At 67.7% G+C, this 15,018-nt stretch carries 10 protein-coding genes; 3 read left to right on the top strand and 7 right to left on the bottom strand.

The window, feature by feature from the left end; all coding sequences use genetic code 11:
• Positions 1–4: 4 nt before the first annotated feature.
• On the bottom strand, positions 5–661 hold the full coding sequence (locus ASC94_RS07875; protein ID WP_056393026.1) for a YqgE/AlgH family protein: 657 nt from the start codon (positions 659–661) through the stop codon (positions 5–7).
• Positions 662–820: 159 nt separating this feature from the next.
• On the opposite strand from ASC94_RS07875, the gene ASC94_RS07870 reads away from it, so the two are divergent.
• Positions 821–2,290, top strand: a complete 1,470-nt coding sequence (locus tag ASC94_RS07870; protein ID WP_056393024.1) for a deoxyribodipyrimidine photo-lyase — start codon at positions 821–823, stop codon at positions 2,288–2,290.
• A gap of 137 nt (positions 2,291–2,427) precedes the next feature.
• Here ASC94_RS07870 and ASC94_RS07865 read toward each other — a convergent pair whose 3' ends face one another.
• Genes ASC94_RS07865 through ASC94_RS07840 form a run of 6 tightly spaced genes read right to left on the bottom strand, consistent with a single transcriptional unit; the run spans position 2,428 to position 12,651 of the window.
• The gene (locus ASC94_RS07865; protein ID WP_056393022.1) at positions 2,428–8,736 is read right to left on the bottom strand and encodes an Hpt domain-containing protein; all 6,309 of its coding nucleotides are present in this window, start codon (positions 8,734–8,736) and stop codon (positions 2,428–2,430) included.
• Between the two features lie 19 nt (positions 8,737–8,755).
• Positions 8,756–11,095, bottom strand: a complete 2,340-nt coding sequence (locus ASC94_RS07860; protein WP_056393019.1) for a methyl-accepting chemotaxis protein — start codon at positions 11,093–11,095, stop codon at positions 8,756–8,758.
• Positions 11,096–11,121: 26 nt separating this feature from the next.
• On the bottom strand, positions 11,122–11,676 hold the full coding sequence (locus ASC94_RS07855; RefSeq protein ID WP_056393018.1) for a chemotaxis protein CheW: 555 nt from the start codon (positions 11,674–11,676) through the stop codon (positions 11,122–11,124).
• 3 nt (positions 11,677–11,679) lie between these two features.
• Positions 11,680–12,048: a response regulator transcription factor gene (locus ASC94_RS07850; RefSeq protein WP_056393017.1), complete on the bottom strand. Its 369-nt coding sequence runs from the start codon at positions 12,046–12,048 to the stop codon at positions 11,680–11,682.
• Between the two features lie 16 nt (positions 12,049–12,064).
• Positions 12,065–12,466 (bottom strand): PleD family two-component system response regulator, encoded by a 402-nt coding sequence (locus tag ASC94_RS07845; RefSeq protein WP_056394921.1) that lies wholly within the window; start codon positions 12,464–12,466, stop codon positions 12,065–12,067.
• Between the two features lie 32 nt (positions 12,467–12,498).
• Positions 12,499–12,651 (bottom strand): rubredoxin, encoded by a 153-nt coding sequence (locus ASC94_RS07840; protein WP_056393016.1) that lies wholly within the window; start codon positions 12,649–12,651, stop codon positions 12,499–12,501.
• Positions 12,652–12,746: 95 nt separating this feature from the next.
• On the opposite strand from ASC94_RS07840, the gene ASC94_RS07835 reads away from it, so the two are divergent.
• Both ASC94_RS07835 and hemL read left to right on the top strand, forming a co-directional pair.
• The gene (locus ASC94_RS07835) at positions 12,747–13,586 is read left to right on the top strand and encodes a hydroxymethylpyrimidine/phosphomethylpyrimidine kinase (RefSeq protein ID WP_056393013.1); all 840 of its coding nucleotides are present in this window, start codon (positions 12,747–12,749) and stop codon (positions 13,584–13,586) included.
• Complete coding sequence (hemL, locus tag ASC94_RS07830) at positions 13,583–14,872, top strand: glutamate-1-semialdehyde 2,1-aminomutase (RefSeq protein WP_056393011.1); 1,290 nt, start codon at positions 13,583–13,585, stop codon at positions 14,870–14,872. Before ASC94_RS07835 ends, hemL begins: the two co-directional genes overlap by 4 nt.
• Positions 14,873–15,018 lie beyond the last annotated feature (146 nt).

Here is a 15,018-nt window from a genome sequence, read left to right as displayed (position 1 = left end):
CGCATCAGGCGTGGCCCGCTTCGGACGCGAGCATCAGCGGATCGAAGCCGAGCAGTTTCATGGCGGCGAAATAACGTTCTTCCACCGGCACCTCGAACAGGATGTGGGCCTGGGCGCCGACGGTCAGCCAGCCGTTGCGGCTGATCTCGTCTTCCAGCTGGCCCGGGCTCCAGCCCGAGTAGCCGATCGACACCAGCATGCGCTCCGGGCCGGCGCCGCGCGCCACCGCTTCGAGCACGTCGATGGAGGTGGTGAAGGCCACGTCCTCGGTCACCGTCAGCGAGGACGAATAGCGCGCGCCCGGGGTGTGCAGCACGAAGCCGCGGTCGTCCTGCACCGGGCCGCCGAACATGATGGGTTCATCCACGATAGCGGGCGACAGCGTGGCCGACGGTTCGAGATCGATGCGCTCGAACAGCACTTGCATGGTCATATCGGTGGGTTTGTTGATGACCACGCCGAGCACGCCGTTCTCGTTGTGCTCGCACACATAGACGACGGTGCCGCCGAAAACGGGATCTTGCATGGCCGGCATGGCGATCAGGAAGTGGTTCGCCAGGTTCAGCGCGGGGGCGTCCTTGGGGGCCGGCGCCAAAGGATCGTCGGGCTCCTCGAGTCGGCCGGGAGCGGGCAGAGCGTGACCAGCTTTAGTTTTCTTCATACGCGTTGCTCTCTCTGCTGGGCTGCGGGTGTTCTTTTATAATGGTTCAGGCGATAGTTTACTATGAAACGCCGCTGCGGCCACGTTACGGCTACATCACCCCTATATTAGGCCCGAAAACGGCCCCGGTCTTGAGCCGGCACACGACTTGACGATCCCATGACATCGAGCACCACCTTGAACGCTGCGCTGGTGTGGTTCCGGCGCGACTTGCGCGCGTTTGACCATGCCGCCTTGCACCACGCCTTGCAGCGCAGCGCGCGCGTGCATTGCGCTTTCATTTTTGACAAGACCATCCTGGACCACCTGCCGCGCGCGGACCGGCGGGTGGAGTTCATCCATGCCTGCGTGGCCGAGCTGGCGGCGGAATTGCAACAGCTGGGCGGCGGGCTGATCGTGCGGCACGCCGTGGCCGAACAGGAGATTCCGCGCCTGGCGGCGGAGCTGGGCGTGGAGGCGGTGTTCGCCAGCCATGACTACGAACCGGCCGCCATCGTCCGCGACGATGCGGTGGCCAAGGCGCTGGCGGCCGATGCGCGGCCATTCTTCACCTTCAAGGACCAGGTGGTGTTCGAGAAAAGCGAGGTGCTGTCGCAGTCCGGCACGCCGTTTTCGGTGTTCACGCCGTACAAGAACGCCTGGCTGAAAAAGATGCTGGCAGAGCCGGAATGCCTGGCGCCGCTGCCGGTGGAGCCGCTGGCGGCCCGCCTGGCGCCCCCTGCTTCCCCGCCGGCCGCCCTGCCCTCGCTGGAAGCGCTGGGCTTTGAGCGCACCAATTTTTGCGAACTGAAGATCCCGGCCGGCATGCAAGGCGGCGCGCAGCTGTTCGAGGATTTCCTGACCCGGGTGGCCGGCTACGGCACCGCGCGCGATTTTCCGGCCGTGAAGGGGCCGTCCTATCTGTCGCTGCACCTGCGCTTCGGCACCGTGTCGGTCCGGCACCTGGTGCGCACGGTGTCCGAGCTGTCGGCGCGCGGGCTGGCAGGCGAAGGCGGCGCGGTGTGGCTGTCGGAGCTGATCTGGCGCGAGTTCTACATGATGATTCTGTACCATCATCCGCACGTGGCGGGGTCCGCGTTCAAGCCGGCGTACGACGCCATCGCGTGGGAATCCGGTCCGGAGGCTGACGCGCTGTTCGCCGCCTGGTGCGAGGGCCGCACCGGCTATCCGCTGGTGGACGCGGCCATGCTGCAGCTGAACCGCACCGGCTATATGCATAACCGCCTGCGCATGGTGACGGCCTGCTTCCTGATCAAGGACCTGGGCATAGACTGGCGCCGCGGCGAAGCGTATTTCGCGCAGCATCTGAACGATTTCGACCTGTCGGCCAACAACGGCGGCTGGCAGTGGGCGTCCTCGTCGGGGTGCGATGCGCAGCCCTATTTCCGCATTTTCAATCCGGTGACGCAGTCGCAGAAGTTCGACGCGGACGGGAAGTTCATCAAGCGCTACCTGCCGCAGCTGGCCAACCTGGACGGCAAGGAGATCCACGCGCCGTGGCTGGTGCCGCGCATGCTGCTGGCGGATAAGGGCGTGCGGCTGGGGGATAATTATCCCGCGCCGCTGGTGATGCATGACGAGGCGCGCAAGCGTACCCTGGAGCGGTATGCGGTGGTGAAGGCTGGCTGATGCGCGTTGGCGGGTTACGCGCTGCGCGCTAATCCGCCCTACGGAGTTTGGGAAACGCCGCAGGCTGACGGCGGGTTACGGCGTTCCGCCTAACCCGCCCTACGGGATGGCGAAACGCCGCAGGGCCGTAGGGCGGGTTAGCCGGCAGGCGTAACCCGCCGCTGGTCCGCCAATAACCCCTCAATCGCCCCCAGCAGCACCGGTTCCTGGAACGGCTTGCCGAAGTAGGCGTTCACGCCCAGCTGCATGGCATAGTTGCGGTGCTTGTCCGCGCTGCGCGAGGTGATCATGATGATGGGGATGTCCCGGGTGCGCTCGTCGCCGCGCACGTTGCGGGTCAGATCAAAGCCGTCCATGCGCGGCATCTCGATATCGACCAGCATCAGGTCGGGACGGGTCTCCTGCATCTGTTCCAGCGCGTCCTGGCCGTCCTTGGCCAGCAGCACGCGGTAGCCTTCGCGCTCCAGCAGGCGCTGCGACACGCGGCGTACGGTGAGCGAATCGTCCACCACCATGATGGTGCTGCCCAGCGCGGCCAGCGATGCCGGCGCGGACGCCGGGGCGGCAGCTCCGGCTCCTGCGGCCGCCCCGGCCTGCCGTTCCACCAGGTCCGGACGGTTCGCCAGGTGCTGCGCCAGCGCCACCGGGTTGAGGATCAGCACGATCTCGCCCGAGCCCAGTACCGTGGCGCCGGAAATGCCGGGCATGCGCGCCAGTTGCTGGCCGATGTTCTTGACCACCACCTCGCGGTTGCCCACCACCTCATCCACTTGCAGCGCCACCCGCTCGTTACCGCTGCGCAGCATCAGCACCGGCGCAGAGCGCTGCGCGGGCGGCTGCGCGTTGGCCATGCCGAGCATGGCCGGCAGGTAGCGCAGCGGCGATTGCTGCCCTTGCAGCGCAACGTGGCCCCTGCCGTGCGCTTCGTGCAGCGCGCTTTCCTTCATCTGCAGCACCTGCTCGACCAGCGTGGACGGCAGCGCGTACGTGCGGCCGCCGGCGGACAGCAGCACCACCTGGGTCACCGCCAGCGTGAGCGGCAGGTGGATGGTGAAGCGCGCGCCCTTGCCGCTTTCGGTGGCGGTGTCCACGCGTCCGCCCAGCGCCTGGGCTTCCGAACGCACGATGTCCATGCCCACGCCGCGTCCGGCCAGCTCGGTCAGCGCCTCGGCGGTGGAGAAGCCGGGTTCGAAGATCAGGTCGGCGGTGTCGGCGTCGCTCAGCTGTTCGCCTTCCTGCAGCAGGCCGATGCGGAGGGCCTTGTCGCGGATGCGGTCCAGGTCCAGGCCGGCGCCGTCGTCGCTGAATTCGAGCACCACCTCGTTGCCCTGCTGGCTGACCTGCACCAGCAGCTCGCCGGTTTCGTCCTTGCCGGCGGCGCTACGCTGGGCGCGGCTTTCCACGCCGTGCACGATGGCGTTGCGCAGCAGGTGTTCGAAGGGGGCCGCCATGCGTTCCAGCACGCTGCGGTCGATTTCCACGGCGCCGCCGCGGATGTCGAGGTTGACGCGCTTGTCCATTTCCTTGGCGCTCAGGCGGGCCACGCGGAACAGGCGTTCTGAGATGCTGGCGAAGGGCACCATGCGCACCCGCATCAGGTCGCGCTGCAGGTCGCGCGTCATGCGGGCTTGCTGGGCCAGGTCGCCGCTGGCGGTGTCCACGCTGCGGCTCAGGCTTTCGTGGAAGGAGGCCACGTCGTTGACGCTTTCGGCCATCATGCGGGTCAGTTCCTGCAGGCGCGTGAAGCGGTCGAATTCAAGCGGATCGAATTCGCGTTCGCTGGAAATGGCCATGCGGGAGGCGATCTGCGATTCGGCCTGCATCTCGATCTCGCGCAGCTGGCGGCGCAGGCGGGTCAGGTTGTCCGAGAAGTCAGCCAGCGAGGTGCGCAGGGAGCCGACTTCGTTTTCCAGCCGCGAGCGGGAGATGGAGACTTCACCGGCCTGGTTCACCAGGCGGTCCAGGATATCGGCGCGCACGCGCACCAGCGGGGAGCGGGTGGCGGGGTCGCTGTCGTCGGGCGGAGCTGCGGCCGGACGGGGCGCGGCTGGTGGGGCGAGCGGGCCGGCGGCACGTGCTGCGTCTTCTGGTGCGTCTTCTAGTGCGCCTTCTGCGGCGGGCAGCGATGCCGTAGCGGCGAAAGCGTTCGCGCCGGCGGAAGCGGTGGCGCCTTCCGCGCGGCCGATTTCGGCGCTGCTGGCGGCGTCGGTGGCGGCGTCGTTAGCGGCGGCCAGGGCGGCGGGATGCTGCAGCTGCTCGAACAGGACCAGGGCGTGGTCGTAGTGGGCCAGCAGTTCCTCGAACGCTTGCGGCGAGGCGCTGTTGGCGTGCACCATGTTTTCAATGTGGGTTTCGATTTCATGCGCGTGCTGGCCGAGGCGCATGGCGCCGGCCATCCTGGCGCTGCCTTTTACGGTGTGCAGCACGCGCTGCAGCATGTGGGCGTGGCTGAAGTCGGACGGGTTGCGCTGCCAGGTGCGCAGTGACTGGCCGATTTGCGGCAGCAGGTCGGCGCCCTCTTCCAGGAATACCGGCAGCAGGTCGGCGTCCAGTTCGTCCTGGAAGCCGCCTGGCGCGGCGGCCGACAGCTCGGCCGGCGCCTCGGGCAGCGGGATGACGATGACGTCGGGCTCGGGCTCGGGCTCGGGCTCGGGCTCGGGCTGGGCTGCGGGGGCTGCGGGGGCGGCGGGTTCGGCGTCCTGCGGCGTCGGGACGGGGACGTCTTCGGCTGCGGCGGCTGCGGGCGGCCCGGCTTCGGGGGCGGATGGCTCGGCGCCGGCTGCTGCGGCTGCCAGCGGCCCGGCTTCGGGGACGGCTGGCTCGGCGTCGGCTGCGGCGGCTGCCAGCGGCCCGGCTTCGGGGACGGGTGGCTCGGCGCCGGCGGGGGCGGCTATGCCGGCAGGGGCGGCGATTTGTGACAGCGGCGCGGCGAAGACGTCGTCGAAGGCGGAATCGAACAGGTCGTCGAAGTCGTCGCGCGCGGCGGGTGCGGATTGCTTGGCCGGCCCGGCGCCTTCCGCCGGCGCGCGGCTGGCGAAGTCCGATTCGGGCGGCGGGCTGGCGATCAGGCTGTCGTAGGCGGCCGCGAACAGGGCGTCCAGCTTGGCGGCGGGGTCGTCAGCGTCTGCGGCGGCGAACAGGGTGTCGAGGCGCTGGTCCAGGTCGGCGCCGGCTGGGACGGCAAGTTCGTCACGCAGCTGGTGCAGGGCGCTGATCAGTTCCGGCTGCGCCGGCGCGACTTCGCCCAGGGCGAAACTTTGCAGCATCTGGCGGATGCGTTCGAGGGCGAAGTCCAGCAGGTCGTGCTGGGCGTGGTCGAGTTGCGGTGCGGGGGCTTGCAGGCTTTCCAGGGTCTGCTCCAGCGCGTGGGCCAGGTCGCGCAGGGCTTTGAAGCCGACCGTGCCGGAGGTGCCCGTGAGCGTGTGGGCCGCCTGCAGCGCTTCGGGGCTGACCGGGCGGCGCGCTTCGTGGCGCCATTCACCGAAGTCGCGCGCCAGCAGGCGCACCAGCTCGTCGGTTTCTGCGAGGTAGATGTTGTACAGGGGCAGAGGGATCGTCAGTGCGCCGATGTGCTTGACGTTGTCTTCTTCGGGCGGGACCAGCGGGACGGCGGTGGTCGGGAATTCGATGACGTTGCCGGTGGTTTGCGCTGGCTCGCGCGGGGGCGCGGGGGGCTGTCCGGATGCAAAGGCGTCTTCAGGGATGGCGCTGGGGGCGGAAGCGTCGTCGTGTGCGGTCAGATCCGGGGTCTCAGGCGCGGCCGCATCGGCAGGCGCAGACGCGGCGGCGGCATTGGACGCGGCGATGTCATCGGCGGTAGGGCCGACGGAGGCGGTGACGGTGGCATCGGCGGCATCGGCGGCGACGTCATCGCCCGCAGGGCCGGTGGCGGCGGTGGCCACGGCATCGGCGGCACCAGCGGCGGCGACGTCATCGGCGGCTGGGCCGGCATCGGCGGCGACGTCATCGGCGGCTGGGCCGGTGGCGGCAGTGGCCGCGGCTGGGGTGGCCACGTCTTCGGCGGCTGGGCCGGCGGCGGCGGCATCGGCGGCATCGGCGGCGGCATCGGCGGCGGCGGCGTCATCGGCGGCAGGGCCGGCGGCTGAGGTGGCCGCGGCATCGGCGGCATCAGCGGCGGCCGCGGACGCGTCGCCTGCATCGGCGGTGGGGCCGGCGGCGGCGGGCGGGAGGAAGGGAGCGCCTTCCTGGACGCGGGCGGCGGCGGCGGCGAGGGTGTCGGCGCTGCGGGTGGAGACGCCTTGCGCCACCAGCTCCTCTACCCAGGCGCTCATTTCCTGCTCGGCGTATTCGAGCAAGCCGAACAAGGCTTCCGTTGCAGGCCGCTCTTCGGCCAGCCAGACGTTCATGGTGCGCTCGACGGCGGCGCCGGCGTCGGCGAACTGGTTCAGGCCGACCATCCTGCCGCTGCCTTTCAGCGTGTGGAAGGAGCGCCGCAGCATGGTCAGGTTCTCGCCGCTGCCGGCCTCCGCGCGCGGCTTGGCCAGCGTGCCGCGCACGAACTCCAGCACTTCCTGCGCTTCCGTTATGAAGATCTCCAGCAGCTCCGCTTCGATGGCGGCGTCGCTCGCTTCAGGCGCCGGTTCTGGCACCGGCGCCGGCGTAGGCGAGGTTGTGGGCGATACTTTCTCTTCCAGCACCGGTACCGGTCCGGCAGCAGCCAGCTTCTTGAACGGCACGGCGCGGAAGGCGCCCTCCCCTTCGTCGAACGCGAAACGCTCGCGCGCGCCGGCCGCGTTCTGCGCCAGCATGTCGACGAAAAAGCCCAGCGCGCCGACGTTTTGCGCGATCTGGTCCAGCAGCTTCGCTTCCTGCGACGCGTCGCCCAGGCCGGATGCCAGCTTGCGCACTTCCTGCTGCACGTGCTGCGCCGCGCGCATGGCGTCGTCCTGGTCCAGGATGGCCAGCGCGCCCTGCAGCTGGTGCAGCAAGCGGTCCAGGTCCTGCAAGGGAGCGCGCAGCGACGGGTCGCTATAGTACTCGTCCAGCACCTTTTCGACCTGGCGCAGGCCGGTCTTCATTTCCAGCGCCAGCGCCGCCACGGTGTCGTCCTGCTGCATCTGCTGCATTTGCTGGACGATGCCGCCCTGCCAGGGTGCCGGATCGGGCGCTTCGCCGCCTGCCAGCAGCGCTTTCAGGCGCTCGGCGATGGTGTCCGCGTGGGCCGAGAAGTCGTCCGGCAGGTGACGGATGTGCTGCAGGCCGTGTTCGGCGAACAGCAGCGCCGTGGTCATTTCCATCGCCAGCGCTTCGCTGCGGCCGGCCGTGACAGCCGCATTGGCCACTTCGGCCAGCTGCCGCATCAGCGTGGCCAGCGCGGCCATGCCCAGCTTGTCGCTGGTGACCGCCACCACCGCCAGCGCCTGGCCGAAGGCGGCGTCCAGCGCAGGATCGATCACGGCTTCCGACAAATGCTGCCAGGCCGCCTTGGCATCGGCCATGGCCGCGCGCGCGCGGGCCAGCACTTCCGCATCGAGCTGGCCGTAGCGGCGCGCTTCGTAGTCCTTCGGCACCGCGCCTTCCAGCCCGAACACGCCGCCCAGGTGCAGCACCAGCGGCGACACCTCGTCCGCATGCGGCCCGGCCAGCACCGTGGCGATAAAGAACAGCGCTTCGCGCAGCATGGCGTCCGGCAGCGCCGGATTGCCTTGCGTGAGGCGGCGCATCTGCAGGTTGATCAGGCCGAACAGCTGCTTCACATACAGCCCGCCTTCCAGGTGGCCTGCGGCCACCAGTTCGGCGAAGGCCTGCAGCACCAGCCAGAATGTGCGCGCTTTCGGGTCCTGCTGCGCGTCCGCCACCTGCGCCACCGCGTCGCGCAGGGCCGCCGCGTGGGTCCGCTGGAGCGCAGGGTCCGTGCTTTTCAGGTAAGGCAGCAAGGCGCGCTCGAAGCGCTGGCGGCAGGCGGAGTAGTCCGGCGCCGCCGCATCCGCCGTAGCAGGTGCAACCGCAGGCATGCGCGCCAGCAGCGACAAGTCGGGGAAGAAGAGGTCGGCCGGGTGGATGCGCTCGGCGCCCAGCATTTCCTGCAAGGCGCGGTAATACGGGAACAGGCGCACCGGCTGCACCGGCGCGCCTTCCAGCAGCTCCTCCAGGTATTCGGTGAGCGCCTGGTAAAGATTGGCCACGGTCTGCGCGTTGTCCGGGCTGCATTTCAGGGCACCGGACTTGAAGCGCTCCAGCGCCTCCTCGGCTGCGTGCGTCATGACTTCCACCCCGTCCACGTCCACCATCTGCAGCGCACCGTGCGCCTGGTGCAAATGGGTGCGCGCGTGCTGCAGGGAGGTGGCCTGGTCTTCCTGCGCCCGCCCGCCCGCCTCGAACAAGGCGGTCCTGGAGCGGACCAGCGCCTCGCGGATTTCCACCATCACCCAGGACAGGGGGCCGGTGTCGAATTGCGCTGCGGTCGGAAAATCAGGATGGGTCATGCTGGGTCTTTCAAAGTAATCAGGATGCCGAAATGCGGAAGCGCGAAACCGAGTTTTTCAGCTCCTGCGCCAGCATGGACAGCTTGTGAATCGACTGCGCGGTTTGCTGGGTGCCGTCCTGCGCCTGCTCGGTCACCTCCAGGATGTGCTGGATATTCTGCGCCACTCCGCTGGCCGATGTCGCCTGCATGCCGGTGGCGTAGGAAATGCCCTGGATAAGCTCCGCCAGGCGGTTCGACACTTGCGAGATGTCCGACAGCGCCGCGCCGGCCGCGTCGGACAGGCGCGCGCCCTCGACCACGCCCTGGGTGGATTTTTCCATGGCCGCCACGGCGTCATGGGTGTCGGTCTGGATGGTGCGCACCAGCGCGCCGATCTGCTTGGCCGCGTCGCCGGAGCGTTCGGCCAGGCGCTGCACCTCCTCGGCCACCACCGAGAAGCCGCGCCCTGCCTCGCCGGCCGACGCGGCCTGGATGGCGGCGTTCAGCGCCAGCACGTTGGTCTGCTCGGTAATGTCGGAAATGAGCTCGGTGATCTCGCCGATCTCCTGCGACGATTCGCCCAGGCGCTTGATGCGCTTGGAGGTTTCCTGGATCTGCTCGCGGATTTCGTGCATGCCCTTGATGGCGTTTTCCACCGCCGTCGAGCCCTGGCGCGCCGCCGCCACCGACTGGCGCGCCACGTCGGCCGATTCGGCGGCCGATTTGGACACCTCGGTAATCTCGTTGGCCATCTTCACCACGGTGGCGCTGGCGTCCTGGATTTCGCGCGACTGCTGCTGCGACGCCAGCAGCAGGTCGCTGGAAATGCTCTGCGCATGGCCGGAGGCGGACGTGACCTGTTCGGCGGTGGTGGTGACGCGGCCGACCAGGCCGCGCAGCTCTTCCACCGTGTAGTTGACCGAGTCGGCGATGGCGCCGGTGATGTCTTCGGAGACGGTGGCCTGCACGGTCAGGTCGCCGTCCGCCACTTCCTGCAGCTCGTTCATCAGGCGCAAAATGGCGGCTTGGTTCTGGTCGTTCATGGCCTTGGCTTCTTCTTCCTTGCGCTGCGCCTGCAGGCGCATGGCTTCCGCTTCCTGGCGCCGGCGGTCCGCGCCCCGGGTGCGGTTGTTGGAATCCTGCAGCAGCACGCGGCCGATGGCCGCCGCCGCCGTCAGCGTGAGCAGGCCGCTGACCACCATCAGCCAGAAGCTCAGGGTGAGCGAATCCTGCTGCGCGCGGTACTCCGTGAGCACCGCGCCCAGGCGTTCGCGCAGCGCTTCGTTTTCGCTGAAGATCTGCTGCTCGGCCACCTTGGCGGCGGTGAATTTATCGAGTTTGTCGAGCACCGAGCCGACCAGCTGCTGGTAGGTCTCGAACGGGGTTTTCAGTTCGGTGAACAGGGTGCGCAGCTCCGCGTCGCGGGTGGCGGTCAGCGCCAGCGTTTCGCTGCCGTTCAGGAAGCCGTCCACGGTGTTGCGGAACACGGTAATGTCGCGCCCCAGCTGGAAGGCGGTTTCCGCGCTGATGCCGCCGGCGGTGATGAATTCGCTGACGCTGCGGTTCATGCGCTGGGTCAGCATGGTGAGCTTGCCGAGGGCGGCCATCTCGCGCGGAGTGCCGCCGCGCAGCAGCTTGAGCGCGGCGATGGTTTCGGTCTGCTCCAGCAGGTCGGGCGACAGGCGGTCCAGCTGGCGCAGCGTTTTTTCCAGGCCGGTCAGCTCCGGCTTCAGGCGCAGGATGGTGTCGGACGAGCGCTCGGTGGTGTCCCAGATCTTGCGCGCGGCGGCCACCGCGCTGGCCATGGCGGCGTTGGGCGAGCCGATGCTGCGGCCCTGGTAGACGCCGCCGGCCTGCATCAGTTTGAAGTCCTGGTTCAGTTCCTTGCGGCTGTCGTCCAGCTGGCGGAACGCTTCGGGATTGCCCTGCACCGCATTGGGCGCGGCCTTGCCGACGCGCTGCGAGTGCATCAGCGCGTCCGCCGCGATCTGGGTCTGGGCCGAGGTGACGCTGCTGTTGCGGATGTTCAGGCCCACCGCCGCCACGCTAAGCAGCAGGCAGGCAGCCAGCGCGGTGGACAGGATGCTGAGCTGGCGCTGCGCGGGCAGGTGGCCGATCAGCGGCAGCTTGATGCCGGGACCGCTCTCGGCGCCGGCACCGCTGCCACGGCGGCGCAGCGCGTCGCGCAGGCGCAGGGGGGTGCCGGCGTCGCCGCCCTCGGCCGCCGGCGCAGCGGCCGAGGGCCCGGGTGCGGGGGCCGCCGCGGCGGCGGCTGCGGTGGCTGAGGCGCTGCCGTAGCTGGCAAATTCCGAATCAGGGGCCGCTTCCTGGAGAGCGTCCGGCCTGGAGCGTGCGAACAAATTCTTGATGAATCCCATTACACCGTCCCTCATTTGCAAAAATATTACAGACCGACCTGCAGGAACCTTTCTTCCCGCACCAGCAGGGCCAGGTCCAGCCGCGACCACAGCTGCCCTTCCTGGTCCAGGAACTGCTGCACGCACCAGGATGGAACGTTGTCCGCCAGCGGCGCCGGCGTCATGTCGTCAAGCTTGCGCAGGCCCAGCACCCGCGCGCCCAGCAGCGCGCAGTTGAAGCCCAGGCCGGGCGCCAAAGTAATGATGCGGCTATCGGCCGCGGGAGGGGTGGCGTCGTACTCCAGATAGCGCGCGAAATCGATGATGCCGGTGAGCTGGCCGCGGATGTTGGCCAGGCCCAGATACCAGTCCCGCGCCAGCGGCACCGGGCTGACCGGCTGCCAGGGCACGATCTCGCCGATCTGGGTCAGGTCCAGCAGGCAGCGGCTGGCGCCGAACTGCACGCCCAGCTCGCGCCCGGCGGCCGCGCCGCCGCTTTGCGCGTCGTGCATGCGTTCGAGCAGCTGCGCCTGATAGCGGCGCAGGCGGCTGCGGCGCTCGGCGCCGGAAGGGGTGGGCAGTCCTTGCTCGGCGCTGCTCATCGCTCAGCCGCCGAGGGCGGCGATCTTGGCCAGCAGCTCGGCCGCGTCCACCGGCTTGACCAGGTAGTCCTTGGCGCCCTGGCGCAAGCCCCAGATGCGGTCGGTCTCCTGGTTCTTGCTGGAGCAGATAATCACCGGCACGTCCTGCAGGTCCGGGTCGCGGGCGATGGAGCGCGTGACCTGGAAGCCGTTCGCGCCGGGCATCACCACGTCCATCAGGATCAGCTGCGGCTTGTCGGCCTTGATCTTCACCAGCGCTTCCTCGCCGTTTTCGGCGGTGGAGACGGAAAAGCCGTTCTTGACCAGGATGTCGGTCAGGTAGTAGCGCTCGGTCGGCGAATCGTCGACGATCAGTATTCTTTGTATGGCCATAATGCCCTCGCTGTGCTCAGACCCCCGCCGCGCCTGCGGTATGCTCGCGCACGGCCGCCAGCAGGCTGTCTTTGGTAAATGGTTTGGTCAGGTAGGCGGCCGAGCCGACCATGGTGCCGCGCGCGCGGTCGAACAGGCCGTCCTTGGAGGACAGCATGAGGACCGGCGTGGCGTGGAATTTGGCGCTCTTCTTGATCAGGGCGCAGGTCTGGTAGCCATCCAGGCGCGGCATCAGGATGTCGCAGAAAATGAGCGCGGGGTGATGGTCGTTGATCTTGGCCAGGGCATCGAAGCCGTCTTCGGCCAGCACCACCTGGTAGCCCGCCTGGCTCAGGAATATCTCGGCCGACCGGCGAATGGTGCTGCTATCGTCGATCACCATGATCTTCAAACCTGTCGCTTGCGGCGTAGTCGTCATATTCATTCACCGGGATGTACCGACACGATAGCTTAAATCGCCACCATTTCAAAATCGTCCTTGCGGGCGCCGCATTCCGGGCAAGTCCAGTTGATCGGCACGTCGGCCCAGCGCGTGCCGGGAGCGATACCTTCTTCCGGCAGGCCGGTTTCCTCGTCGTAGATCCAGCCGCAGATCAGGCACATCCAGGTCTGGTGGGCCTGCGTTGTATCATTGCTACTCACGTTGTGTCACCTTCTATCAAGTAAAATGCCGAATCAGGTATCTTAATCTACCCGCCGTGCAAAACCAAACTTCTCCCCTTATCCTGACATTCGGCGCCGTCGATCCGGTAGGCGCCGCCGGCGTCACCGCCGACCTGGCCGTGTTTTCCGCCCTGGGCTGCCAGGGCCTGGCAGTCACCACCGCGTTGCTGATCGGCGACAGCGCCCGCATCGAAGACCTGCAGGAGACCGATCCGGACTGGGTTTCCGACCAGGCCCGCGTGCTGCTGGAGGACGCCCAGGTGGCGGCCTTCAAGATCGGCGCGCTGCAGAACATGGAGCACGCGTCTGCCATCGCCGAAATCGTGTCGGACTATCCGGACGCGCCGCTGGTGCTGGACCCATTCAGTTCGCGCCTGCCCGAAGCGGGCGAGGACGCCGACGAGCTGCTCACCATCGTGCGCCAGCTGCTGGTGCCGCAAACCTCGGTGCTGATGCTGTCGCAAGTGGAGCTGGGCCGGCTGGCCGAGACCTGGCGCGATACGGAAATCAGCAGCGACGCGCCGCTCGAGGAAGACGTGCGCTACCTGATCGAACTCGGCTGCGAATTCGTGCTGGTGACCGGCACCCCGGCCGGCGCCGGCCATGGCGACGCGGTGCGCGCCAACACGCTGTACGGCGCCGACGGCGTGGTGCGGCACGACGCCTGGCAGCACTTGCCCGGCCCCTTCCTTGGCGCGGGCGGCACGCTGTCGGCCGCCATCGCCGCCTACCTGGCGCGCGGCGCGGACACGCCCACCGCCGTGCAGCTGGCGCAGGACTACACCCAGGGCGCGCTGGCCCACGCCCAACGCTATGGCATGGGCAAGCTGGTGCCCAACCGGACCTTTCAATTCAATGACAAAGAGACATCATGACGACTGAATCAAAAAACGACACGCTGTTTGCGCGCGCCCAGAAAACCACGCCGGGCGGCGTGAACTCGCCGGTGCGCGCCTTCCGCTCGGTGGGCGGCACGCCGCGTTTCATCACCCGCGCCGAAGGCCCGTATTTCTGGGACGCGGACGGCAAGCGTTATATTGATTACATCGGTTCCTGGGGTCCGGCCATCGTCGGCCACGCGCATCCGGACGTGGTGAAGGCGGTGCAGGAAGCGGCCACGCGCGGCTTGTCCTTCGGCGCACCGACCGAGGCCGAAATCGAGATGGCGGAAGAAATCTGCCGCTTGGTGCCGTCCATCGAACAGGTGCGCCTGGTATCGTCCGGCACCGAAGCGACCATGAGCGCGCTGCGCCTGGCGCGCGGCGCCACCGGCCGCGACAAGATTATCAAATTCGAGGGCTGCTATCACGGCCACGCCGATTCTTTATTAGTGAAAGCCGGCAGCGGCTTGCTCACGTTCGGCAATCCGACCTCGGCCGGCGTGCCGGAAGATTTCGTTAAGCACACCCTGGTGCTGGACTATAACAATGTGGAACAGATTACCGAGGCATTCGCCAATTTCGGTTCGGAAATCGCCTGCGTGATTGTGGAGCCGGTAGCGGGCAATATGAATCTGATTAAAGGTACGCTGGCATTCCTGCAAGCCTTGCGCGACCTGTGCACCAAGCACGGCGCAATCCTGATTTTCGATGAAGTGATGTGCGGTTTCCGCGTCGGCCTGGGCGGAGCACAGGAATTGTATGGCATTAAACCGGATCTGACCGCGCTGGGCAAGGTTATCGGCGGCGGCTTGCCGGTGGCGGCATTCGGCGGCAGTGCGGAATTGATGGGTAAAATGGCGCCGCTGGGCGCGGTATACCAGGCCGGTACGCTGTCGGGTAATCCGGTGGCGGTGGCGGCGGGCATGACCACGCTGAAGATTATTCAACAGCCGGGTTTCTACGATAAACTCGCCGCCTCGGCGAAACGCCTGGCTGCCGGATTAACCGCCGCAGCAAAAGAAGCGGGTGTGACTTTCTGCGCCGATGCCGAAGGCGGCATGTTCGGTTTGTATTTCAGCGAAGTGCCGCCGAATAATTACGCCGAGATGATGGCAGGCGACCGCGCCAAGTTCAATACCTTCTTCCACGCCATGTTGGATGAAGGCGTTTATTTCGCGCCGGCGGCGTTTGAAGCGGGCTTTGTTTCCGCCCAACACGACGAAACAGTCATCGATGAAACCATTGCTGCCGCGCGCAGGGTATTCGCGGCGCTGAAGTAAGCCGCGCGTTCCGGACGCTCCGAATAGTTGCCAGCTAACCGCCGCCATGCCCATCCCGGGCTACGGCGGCATTTTTTTGCCCATATTAAGCCAGGTTCTGGCTTGATCGCGCCAGAATCCGGCGGGACGAGGCCATCCACATGCTG

It is taken from the genome of Massilia sp. Root418 (assembly GCF_001425265.1).
Classification (GTDB): domain Bacteria; phylum Pseudomonadota; class Gammaproteobacteria; order Burkholderiales; family Burkholderiaceae_D; genus Rugamonas.
Note: the sequence above shows the minus strand (reverse complement) of the source record. Positions and strands in the feature narration are given on the sequence as shown.

Coding starts and splice junctions, on each gene's coding strand:
- ASC94_RS07875 (WP_056393026.1), bottom strand. CDS start 661: ATGAAGAAAACTAAAGCTGGTCACGCTCTGCCCGCTCCCGGCCGACTC.
- ASC94_RS07870 (WP_056393024.1), top strand. CDS start 821: ATGACATCGAGCACCACCTTGAACGCTGCGCTGGTGTGGTTCCGGCGC.
- ASC94_RS07865 (WP_056393022.1), bottom strand. CDS start 8,736: ATGACCCATCCTGATTTTCCGACCGCAGCGCAATTCGACACCGGCCCC.
- ASC94_RS07860 (WP_056393019.1), bottom strand. CDS start 11,095: ATGGGATTCATCAAGAATTTGTTCGCACGCTCCAGGCCGGACGCTCTC.
- ASC94_RS07855 (WP_056393018.1), bottom strand. CDS start 11,676: ATGAGCAGCGCCGAGCAAGGACTGCCCACCCCTTCCGGCGCCGAGCGC.
- ASC94_RS07850 (WP_056393017.1), bottom strand. CDS start 12,048: ATGGCCATACAAAGAATACTGATCGTCGACGATTCGCCGACCGAGCGC.
- ASC94_RS07845 (WP_056394921.1), bottom strand. CDS start 12,466: ATGACGACTACGCCGCAAGCGACAGGTTTGAAGATCATGGTGATCGAC.
- ASC94_RS07840 (WP_056393016.1), bottom strand. CDS start 12,651: ATGTGCCTGATCTGCGGCTGGATCTACGACGAGGAAACCGGCCTGCCG.
- hemL (WP_056393011.1), top strand. CDS start 13,583: ATGACGACTGAATCAAAAAACGACACGCTGTTTGCGCGCGCCCAGAAA.